This window comes from Fusobacterium sp. SYSU M8D902 (assembly GCF_040199715.1).
GTDB lineage: Bacteria > Fusobacteriota > Fusobacteriia > Fusobacteriales > Fusobacteriaceae > Fusobacterium_A.
On record NZ_JBEFNA010000012.1, the window covers coordinates 18288 to 26835 of the forward strand.

Here is an 8548-nt window from a genome sequence, read left to right on the forward strand (position 1 = left end):
TATTATTTTTTTATTAAGTCAACTACTAGACCTATAATTTTTTAAAAAAATTTACTTTTATATAAATAAATTCATTTTTTTAGAATCTAATCATCAAATTTTTGGTACTTTTTTACCTAAGCTCCTAGATAAGCTTTCTTTACATTGACATCATTCAATAGATCTTCTGATTTTCCCTCTATTGTAATTTTTCCTGTTTCAATAACATAGGCATAGTCAGCTACAGATAAAGCCATTTTAGCATTTTGCTCTACCAATAATATAGTTACTCCAGCTTCTTTTAATTTTTTTATTACAGAGAAGATCTCTTTAACAAATAGAGGGGAAAGTCCCATAGAGGGTTCATCTAAAATTAGTAGTTTGGGTCTGCTCATAAGAGCTCTTCCCATAGCTAACATCTGTTGTTCTCCACCAGATAGTGTTCCAGCTAGTTGATTTTTTCTCTCTGCCATTCTTGGAAATACCTCATAAAATTTAGCTCTATCTCTCTCAAGATTCTCTGGGGTGTCATTAACTGTAAAGGCTCCCAATTTTAAATTATCTTTAACAGGAAGTTTTGCAAAGACTCTTCTCCCTTCAGGCACTTGTGCAATTCCCATTTGACAAATTTTATGACACTCTACCTTAGTTATCTCCTTCCCTTCAAACTTGATTTTTCCCTCTCTTGATTGAATAAGAGCAGATATAGTTTGTAGAGTAGTTGTTTTCCCAGCTCCATTTGCTCCTATAAGAGAAACAACCTCTCCCTTTTTAACTTTTAACGAGATTCCTTTTAAAGCGTGAATATTATCATAATAAACATGTAAATTTTCAACTTCAAGCATTAAATCTTTCTCCATTATACTTCCTCCTCAAATTCATCACTATCTTTTCCTAAGTATGCAGTTACAACTGCTGGATCATTTACAACTGTCTGTGGATCTCCACTTGCTATGATTGTTCCATGATCTAGAACTATCAATCTTTCACAGATTCCCAATACCAACTTCATATCGTGTTCAATTAAAAGAATAGCAATTCCAAACTTATCTCTTATCAATTTAATTGTATTCATAAGCTCATCTGTTTCTGTTGGATTCATCCCAGCAGCTGGTTCATCTAAAAGTAAGACCTTTGGATTTGTAGCCATAGCACGAGCTATCTCTAATTTTCTCTGTTGTCCATATGGAAGGCTTCCTGCAGGATGGTCTGCATACTTATCTAAATCAAAAATCTTTAAAAGTTTAAGAGCTTTTTTCTTAGCTATTTTCTCTTCTCTCCAAAATCTCATTAGACGAAAGATTCCTGTAAATACTCCGTATTTCATATTGAAATTATTAGCAACTAAAACATTTTCTAGCACACTCATATTTTTAAAAAGTCTGATATTTTGGAATGTTCTAGCTAACCCTTTTCTCACTAATTTATGAGTAGGTGTTTTCTTAACTATCTCTCCATTAAAAGTATATGTTCCAGAAGTAGCTGAATACACTCCTGTCAAAATATTAAAAACTGTTGTCTTTCCAGCTCCATTTGGACCAATAAGTCCAACTAGCTCCTTCTCTCTCAACTCTAAATTAAAATCACTTACAGCTCTTAAAGCTCCAAAATTTATGTTAATATCTTTAGCATGTAGAATTCTATTTTTCATTTGTTGTCCCCCTTCTAGTAATAAATCTCTCAACAAACTTTGAAATTCTAAACTCCTTACGTCCCAATAATCCAGTTGGACGGAAAATCATTGTCAATATCAATAGTAGAGAGTAAACAATCATACGATAATCTGAAAACTCTCTTAAAGCTTCTGGCAATATAGTTAAGACAATAGCTGAAAGAATAGATCCTGTAAAGCTTCCCATTCCTCCCAATACCACCATAACCAATATATTTATAGAGTAGTTAAAATCAAACTGTCTAGCTCCTAAGATTCCAAGGTTATGAGCATATATTCCACCAGCAACTCCAGCGAAAACAGCTGAAACTGTAAAAGCAAACGTCTTATAATAAGTTGTGTTAATTCCTGAAGCTCCACTGGCAATCTCATCATCTCTAATAGCAAGTATAGCTCTTCCGTGACGACTTGTCATCAATGAGAACATCATCATTACACAGATAACCATAACAATGTAGATGATACCAAATTTATTAAAACGAGGGATTCCTCTAAGTCCCTGTGCTCCACCAGTAAAATTAAAATACTCTATTAAAACTCTGATAATCTCTCCAAAAGCAAGTGTTATAATTGCAAGATAGTCACCATTAAGTCTCAAAGCTGGGATTCCAATTATAATTCCAACTATACCTGCTACAATACCACCAAGTATTAGAGCTACCAAATACCCAGGTAATCCGTCTAACAATCCTGTCTTAGCAAAAAGAGCTGCTGCATAAGCACCTATTGACATAAATCCAGCATGTCCAATTGTAATCTGTCCAAGACAACCAACTGTTATATTCAAACTAACTGCTAAAATTATATTTATACAAATGAAAATCATAACTGTACTTTGATATCTCGAGATAACTCCATTACTTATTAATGTAGTTAGAAAAAAATATCCAATTACTACCAATACTAAAGTTAAGATATAACTCCATTTTTTTGTTCTATCCATTGTTCTCCCCCTAAACTTTCTCTTTTAAATTCTTTCCAAACAATCCTGTAGGCTTAACTAATAAAACAACAATTAAGATCATAAATACAAAGGCATCAGCTAATTGAGATGATAGATAAGCTCTTGTTAGACTTTCTACTACTCCCAAAATGAATCCTCCTACAACAGCTCCAGGAAGAATTCCAATACCACCAAGAACAGCAGCAATAAAAGCTTTTATTCCAAGCATTGATCCCATAAGTGGCTGAACTTGTGGATAAGCTGATACATATAGTACTGAAGCAATAGCAGCTAGTCCACTACCAATAGCAAAAGTAAGTTGGATAGTACTATTTACATTTATTCCTACAAGTTTAGCTGCTCCATAATCCTCACTAGTAGCTAACATTGCCTTTCCATATTTTGTTTTTTTCATAAAATACTGTAATCCAATAGATAGAATTAGAGTTACTACAATTGTGACAACTGTACCATAGTTTAGATAAAGTTCTCCAAATCTAATAGGTTCCTGTGTAAAAACTTTAGGGAAAGCTCTAGTATTTGGAGTGAAGATCTTCATAAAAAGATTTTCTAATAATAGGCTTACTCCTATGGCTGTGATTAAGTTAGAGATTCTTGGTGAATTTCTAAGTGGTCTATAAGCAATTCTCTCTGTTAACATTCCCAATACAACACATATAACAATAGCAGGTACTACTGTAAGCCACACGGGTAATCCCATTCTTGTAAAAACTGGAATACTAAATAGAGAAACATATGCTCCTACCATAATGATATCACCATGGGCAAAGTTGATAAGTTGTGCTATTCCATAAACCATAGTATAACCAAGTGATACTAGTGCATAAATACTTCCTATTTGTAAACCGTTGATAATTTGCATCATAAATTCCATTTTTTCTCTCCTCTCAAGATCTACTTGGGGAACTTGGAGTTAAACTCCAGTTCCCTCAAGCTTTTTTTATTTTTAGTTTGGTTGAATTACAGAATCAAAAGTGTATTTACCATTAACAATTTTTAAAACTGTAACTGCTTTAACTGGGTTATTTTTATCATCAAATTTAAGGTGTCCTGTAACTCCATCAAAGTCACTCTCTTTAATTGCTTTTACAATAGCATCTTTATCAGTTGATCCAGCTTTTTCAATTGCATCTTTCATTAGATAAGCAGCATCATATGATAAGGCAGAGAAAGATGATGGATCTTCATTGTACTTCTCTCTATATGCTTTTAAGAATTTTTGTACTTTTTCACTAGGATCATCTAATGAGTAATGGTTAGTGAAGTAACTGTTCTCAATAGCTCCATATGCTGATGGATCCAATGCCTTTGCTACACCATCCCAACCATCTGGTCCAATTAGAGTTGCTGTAAGTCCAACCTCTCTAGCCTGTGTTGAGATAAGTGCTGCCTGTTCATAGTAATCTGGAATAAGTAGTACATCTGGATTTGTTGCTGCAACTTTAGTAAGTTGTGCTCTAAAATCTTTATCTCCCTCTGCATATCCCTCTTTAGCAACAATGTTTAATCCCAATCTATTAGCCTCTTCAACAAAAGCTTTTGTTACTCCATCTGAGTGGTCACTAGAGTTATTTACTAAGATAGCTACTGCTTTAGCACCTAAATTATTTTTAGCTAAGTTTGCTAAGATAACTCCTTGATATGGGTCAGTAAAGCAGATACGAAATACATTAGGACCAGCTTCTGTAATATTGAATTGTGTTCCTGTTGGTGTGATCATTGGCATATTATCTTGAGCAGCAACTTCTGCAATTGCAAGTGTAGGTTTTGATGGAGCATCTCCAATAAAAGCTACAATTCCTTCATCAACTAATCTATTATAAGCTGTAATCGCTTCTGTTGAATCTCCCTTTGAATCTAAAACTGTAAATTCTACTTGCTTACCTAAAATTCCTCCATTTTTATTGATCTCTTCCATAGCTAACTTTGCACCGTTTGTTGCTGTTACTCCATAGATAGCTAATGGTCCTGTCAATGGTGATGTAGAACCAATTTTTAATGTTTCACTCTCTTTTGGAGCTGTAGTTGTCTCCTTTTCTCCTCCACAAGCTGTGATCAGTAGTGATAGTCCTAGAAGCATTGTTGTTAATTTTTTCATTTTGAATCCCCCTTATAATCTTAATTAATTTTTATTTTTGTTTGTTAAAAAAGTATCTTTGTTATTAATAATTGTACAATTTTTTTAGTTATAAAAAAAACAGCCTAATTAGGCTGTTATTAATCAATGAAATATAGATTCACTCTATCAATTAATTTATATAGTAATGGATATAACTATACTATTAGCCTAACATAATTTTTTGTATATGAAAATAAACTCATTATTATTTGTATGAGTGATATTATACATATGACAAATATTATTATGTTAAGTGTAAACATAGTTATTTCCTCCTTCTTCAATTACTTTTTTAACTTGTTGTAATGAAGTATACTCCTAAACTAAAAAAAAATCAAGCTATTTTTTAATTTTTTTTTATGAAGGAAAAAAATACTTCTTATACCTATATTTTTTTATAATAGTACTAAATTTTTAATACTCAATTTTCTATAATTGAACACTGTTTCAAAAGTTACTACTGTAATTTAGTTAAAAAGATTATTTATTTTATTTTTTAATTTTTCAGTATCAACTAGATATTGTTTTACATCTTTTAACTCTCCATTCTCATATACCTCAGTAAGAATAAGCTTTTTATCCTCTGTGTATCTATCCCAATTTCCATTTTTCTTACCATTTAAAAACTCTCCAGTATATGCTATCTCTCCATTTCTGTGATAAGAGTAATATTTACCAATAGGCTCTCCTAATTTATAATCAATCTTATCCTCTATTTGTCCATTTTCATAATAATATACCTGCTCTCCATCAAACTTTCCATCTTTGAATTTCTCTACAAGTTTCTTTTGTCCATTACTGTATTTGTCAACAACTTTTCCAGTGAATGGAGTATCTGCGTTTACTGTATATACAATTCCATTTCTTACCTGTTTTTGAGAGTAATCTATCTCCTTAGCACAACCTGTTAAAGCTAATATAATAAGTGATGCAATAGCTAATTTTTTCATAATATAACCTCCAACTATTTATGTAACAACTTATTGTAACATATTTTTTTAGATATAGTATATTAAAACTTGATAATTTGGCAAAAGTTTTATAAAATAGGTATTATACAGTGTTGTAATATCTTGATAGTTGAGATATTCTCTTCTTACTTTTTCATAATTAATACTAAAATTACAATACTTTTGTACTTATATATATTCAGTAAAAAAAAGATATATATTTTTTATATTTTTAAAAATTAATTTTCAAGAGTAGTATATATCTAAGATGCATATGTAAGGGGGTATTTTTATGAAAAAGTTTGTATTATTTATGTTAGGGCTCTCTATTTTTATTACTGGTTGTGGAAGTGATAAAGATAAAACAGAGGAAAAATTGACTAAAGAAGTTATTGTCTCACAGGGATCAAAGCCTAAAAGTCTAGATCCTAATATGTATAATGAGATTCCTGCATTAACTATTACAGAACAAATTTTTAACACATTACTTAGGGTTGATGAGAATGGAAATATTGTTCCAGAGTTAGCAGAGTCTTATGAGTATATCACACCTACTGAACTTGTTATTAAATTAAAACAGGGGATAAAATTTCATAACGGGGATACTTTAACAGCTAAAGATGTTGTTTTCAGTATCAATAGAATGTTGAGTAAACCTGCTAGTAAAATAATGATTGATGCTATTTCAAAGGTAGAAGCAGTAGATGATAATACTGTTAAGATAACTCTATCAAAAACATCATCACCACTACTATTTGGATTGGCACACCCATTAACTGCTATCTTAAATGAGAGAGATACAGTTGCCAAAAATGACACTATTGCTACTGCACCAGTAGGAACAGGGCCATATAAGTTTATAGAATGGGGTAGTGGAGAAAAGATAGAATTAGTAGCTTTTGATGAGTATTTTGAAGGAAGACCTAAAATAGATTCCTTAGTGTATAGAGCTATTACAGAAAATAGTAGTAGATTAGCTGCTCTAGAAACTGGTGAAATAGATATTGCTTACAATATGGATGCCATTGATGGTGATATTGTTGAAAAGAACAAGGATCTTCATTTAATTTCTCAGCCAACTACATCAACAGAGTATATTACTTTTAATACAACTGTTGCTCCTTTTGATAATAAGGACTTTAGAAAAGCTGTAAACTATGCTCTTAATAAACAAAGTATGTCAGATTCAATATATATGGGAAAAGCTAAACCAGCTAACTCTATAATCAATCCAAATGTATTTGGATATACTGATACTGTTGAAGGTTATCCTTACAATGTAGAAAAAGCTAAGGAGTATCTAGAAAAATCTGGTGTTACTGATAGAAGTTTTACACTATTTGTAAATGATAATCCTACTAGAGTTCAATTAGCTCAAATCATTCAAGCTAACTTAAAAGATATTGGTATAGATATGAAAATTGAGATTTTAGAGTGGGGAGCTTATCTTCAAAGATCTGCTCAAGGTGAACACCAAGCTCTATTAGGTGGTTGGGTTTCTGGTACATCAGATGCTGACATTGTTCTATATCCTCTACTACATAGTGCTTCACATGGTGGTGCTGGAAATAGATCTTTCTATACTAACAAAGAGTTTGACAGTATAGTTGATAAAGCTAGACTTGTCTCTTCTCCTGAAGAGAGAAAGGAATTGTTTGTAAAAGCTCAAGAGATTTTACAAGAGGATTCTCCATTAGGTATTTTACTATATAAAAATGAAAATATAGGTGTTAATAACAAGGTAAAAGGATTTAAGTTTGATCCTACAACAATGCATAATTTAAAAGATTTAGACATAGAAAACAAATAACAAAGGGAGTGGAAAGATATGGATATCAATTTAGATGTTGAGTACGTACTAGATATGACAATGGAGCTACTAAATATTCCAAGTCCAGTAGGTTATACTGATGATGCTATGGAAAGAATAGGAACTGAATTAGATGATCTAGGAGTTTCTTATAGCCTAACTAGAAAGGGAGCTATATTAGGATTTATTCCTGGTGAGGATAATAACTATAAGAAGATGATCTCAGCTCATGTGGATACACTTGGAGCTATGGTTAAAAGAATAAAGCCAAATGGTAGATTAGAGCTTGTAAACCTAGGAGGAGTAAACTGGGGAGGAGTAGAGGGAGAGAATATCCTTGTACACACTTTAGATGGTGACGTGATTGAGGGAACTATAGTGCCTGTTAAAAGCTCTGTTCATATCTATGGAGATGAGGCTAGAGAACTTCCAAGAAACTCTACTACTATGGAAGTAAGATTAGATGAGGAGATCTACAATAAAGAGGACACTGAACAACTTGGAGTAAGAGTAGGAGATTTTGTTTCATTTGATCCTCGTACAGTTATAACTGAGAGTGGTTATATTAAATCAAGATTTATTGATGATAAGATCTGTATTGCTCAAGTATTGGGATATATCAAATATCTAAAGGATAATAATTTAAAACCTAAAAATGGTCTTTACATATATATCTCTAACTATGAAGAGATTGGACATGGAGTTTCTATAGTTCCTGATGATATGGACGAGTTTATAGCTTTAGATATCGGACTTGTAGGAGAAGATGCTCTAGGTGATGAGAAAAAAGTAAGTATTGCTGCTAAAGATTTTAAAACTCCATATGATCTAAGTGTAAGACTTGGTCTAACTGAAGCAGCAGAGTTAAATAATATAGGATATACAGTAGATGTGTATAATAGATATGGTTCAGATGCAAGTGCTGCAATTTTACAGGGATTTGATTTCAAATGTGGTTGTATAGGACCAAGTGTTGAATCTTCTCACCACTATGAGAGAACTCATATTGATGGTGTGCTTGAAACAATAAAACTATTAGTTGCTTATCTATAAA

General features: G+C 32.0%; 8 protein-coding genes. 2 read left to right on the forward strand and 6 right to left on the reverse strand.

What is annotated here, in order from left to right; genetic code table 11:
* Positions 1 to 116 precede the first annotated feature (116 nt).
* From ABNK64_RS06130 to ABNK64_RS06155, 6 genes are all read right to left on the reverse strand, one after another.
* Positions 117 to 839 (reverse strand): ABC transporter ATP-binding protein, encoded by a 723-nt coding sequence (locus tag ABNK64_RS06130; protein ID WP_349763818.1) that lies wholly within the window; start codon positions 837 to 839, stop codon positions 117 to 119.
* The gene (locus ABNK64_RS06135; protein WP_300343101.1) at positions 839 to 1630 is read right to left on the reverse strand and encodes an ABC transporter ATP-binding protein; all 792 of its coding nucleotides are present in this window, start codon (positions 1628 to 1630) and stop codon (positions 839 to 841) included. Before ABNK64_RS06135 ends, ABNK64_RS06130 begins: the two co-directional genes overlap by 1 nt.
* Positions 1620 to 2594 carry a branched-chain amino acid ABC transporter permease gene (locus ABNK64_RS06140; RefSeq protein WP_349763819.1) on the reverse strand — a complete coding sequence of 325 codons (975 nt, stop codon included), beginning with the start codon at positions 2592 to 2594 and terminating at the stop codon, positions 1620 to 1622. Before ABNK64_RS06140 ends, ABNK64_RS06135 begins: the two co-directional genes overlap by 11 nt.
* Positions 2595 to 2604: 10 nt before the next feature.
* Positions 2605 to 3489, reverse strand: coding sequence for a branched-chain amino acid ABC transporter permease (locus ABNK64_RS06145; RefSeq protein ID WP_300389542.1), 885 nt, complete (start codon positions 3487 to 3489; stop codon positions 2605 to 2607).
* Positions 3490 to 3561: 72 nt separating this feature from the next.
* Positions 3562 to 4713: an ABC transporter substrate-binding protein gene (locus ABNK64_RS06150; RefSeq protein ID WP_349763820.1), complete on the reverse strand. Its 1152-nt coding sequence runs from the start codon at positions 4711 to 4713 to the stop codon at positions 3562 to 3564.
* Between the two features lie 488 nt (positions 4714 to 5201).
* Positions 5202 to 5684 (reverse strand): toxin-antitoxin system YwqK family antitoxin, encoded by a 483-nt coding sequence (locus ABNK64_RS06155; protein WP_349763821.1) that lies wholly within the window; start codon positions 5682 to 5684, stop codon positions 5202 to 5204.
* Between the two features lie 292 nt (positions 5685 to 5976).
* Here ABNK64_RS06155 and ABNK64_RS06160 point away from each other — a divergent pair, with 292 nt between their 5' ends.
* On the forward strand, positions 5977 to 7494 hold the full coding sequence (locus tag ABNK64_RS06160) for an ABC transporter substrate-binding protein (protein ID WP_349763822.1): 1518 nt from the start codon (positions 5977 to 5979) through the stop codon (positions 7492 to 7494).
* A 24-nt stretch (positions 7495 to 7518) separates the two neighbouring features.
* Complete coding sequence (locus ABNK64_RS06165) at positions 7519 to 8547, forward strand: M42 family metallopeptidase (protein WP_291255223.1); 1029 nt, start codon at positions 7519 to 7521, stop codon at positions 8545 to 8547.
* The last annotated feature ends 1 nt before the right edge of the window (position 8548 follow it).

What these genes read in the sequence shown, in the direction of transcription:
- ABNK64_RS06160 (WP_349763822.1), top strand. Translation starts at nt 5,977, where the DNA reads ATGAAAAAGTTTGTATTATTTATGTTAGGGCTCTCTATTTTTATTACT.
- ABNK64_RS06155 (WP_349763821.1), bottom strand. Translation starts at nt 5,684, where the DNA reads ATGAAAAAATTAGCTATTGCATCACTTATTATATTAGCTTTAACAGGT.
- ABNK64_RS06150 (WP_349763820.1), bottom strand. Translation starts at nt 4,713, where the DNA reads ATGAAAAAATTAACAACAATGCTTCTAGGACTATCACTACTGATCACA.
- ABNK64_RS06145 (WP_300389542.1), bottom strand. Translation starts at nt 3,489, where the DNA reads ATGGAATTTATGATGCAAATTATCAACGGTTTACAAATAGGAAGTATT.
- ABNK64_RS06140 (WP_349763819.1), bottom strand. Translation starts at nt 2,594, where the DNA reads ATGGATAGAACAAAAAAATGGAGTTATATCTTAACTTTAGTATTGGTA.
- ABNK64_RS06135 (WP_300343101.1), bottom strand. Translation starts at nt 1,630, where the DNA reads ATGAAAAATAGAATTCTACATGCTAAAGATATTAACATAAATTTTGGA.
- ABNK64_RS06130 (WP_349763818.1), bottom strand. Translation starts at nt 839, where the DNA reads ATGGAGAAAGATTTAATGCTTGAAGTTGAAAATTTACATGTTTATTAT.